Raw genomic sequence first — 1,017 nt, 5'->3', positions numbered from 1 at the left:
GTTCGGCTGCCGCGGCGGCGCCCGCAGGCGCGGCGAGCGGCAGTACGAGAGCTGCCGCGCAGGTGACACCAATGGAGGATGCAAGGAAGGCACGCATACAAATGATCCTGGGCACAAGCGCACCACTCCGGCGACCCGGACTTTTCCGGCCAATTGACGGCTCGTCTGCCGAACCGGTGTACGCGGCTCCCGCCGCACCCGGCCCCTCCCGCCACCGCCGCGTACCCTTCTGCGAATGAACGCCAGCGACCGCACCCCTGCCGACCTGCTGCGTTCCGCGCTCGCCGCGGACCCGGCCCGCCCCATGGTCACTTTCTACGACGACGCCACCGGAGAGCGCGTCGAACTGTCGGTGGCCACCTTCGCCAATTGGGTGGCCAAGACGGCGAACCTGTTGCAGGGCGACCTCGCCGCCGAGCCCGGCGACCGGCTCGCGCTGCTCCTGCCCGCGCACTGGCAGTCCGCGGTCTGGTTGCTGGCCTGCGCTTCGGTCGGCGTGGTCGCCGACGTCCAGGGGGATCCCGCCGCCGCCGATCTCGTCGTCTCCGGGCCGGACAGCCTGGACGCCGCGCGGGCCTGTCGCGGTGAGCGGATCGCGCTGGCGCTGCGCCCGCTGGGCGGGAGGTTCCCACAGGCTCCCGAGGGCTTCGCGGACTACGCCGTCGAGGTGCCGGGCCAGGGCGACCGGTTCGCCCCGTTCGCGCCCGTCGACCCCGATGCTCCGGCGCTGACCGTGGGCGGAGCCGGGTTCACCGGGGCGGAGCTGGTCGCGCGGAGCCGTGCGGACGGTGCGGCGCTGGGCCTGGGCGCCGGCTCGCGGCTGCTGTCGGGGCGTACGTACGACACCTGGGACGGTCTCAGCGCAGGGCTCTTCGCACCGCTCGCCACCGGGGGTTCCGTGGTCCTGTGCAGGCATCTCGGGCAGCTGGGCGAGGACGGGCTGGCGCAGCGCGTCGAGAGCGAGCGGGTCACGCTGAGCGTGTGACGGACGGGGCGGGGCCGGCCGCTGGTGGGTGG

General features: G+C 73.9%; 1 protein-coding gene. It reads left to right on the top strand.

What is annotated here, in order from left to right:
• Positions 1-235 precede the first annotated feature (235 nt).
• Entirely contained in the window at positions 236-985 is a 750-nt protein-coding gene (locus tag JGS39_RS39680; protein WP_219574611.1) for a TIGR03089 family protein, read from the top strand.
• Positions 986-1,017: the final 32 nt, after the last annotated feature.

The sequence above is a fragment of the Streptomyces poriferorum genome (assembly GCF_019399235.1).
In the GTDB taxonomy this organism is placed as follows: Bacteria; Actinomycetota; Actinomycetes; order Streptomycetales; family Streptomycetaceae; genus Streptomyces; species Streptomyces poriferorum.
This window is presented reverse-complemented; position numbering and strand designations above follow the sequence as displayed.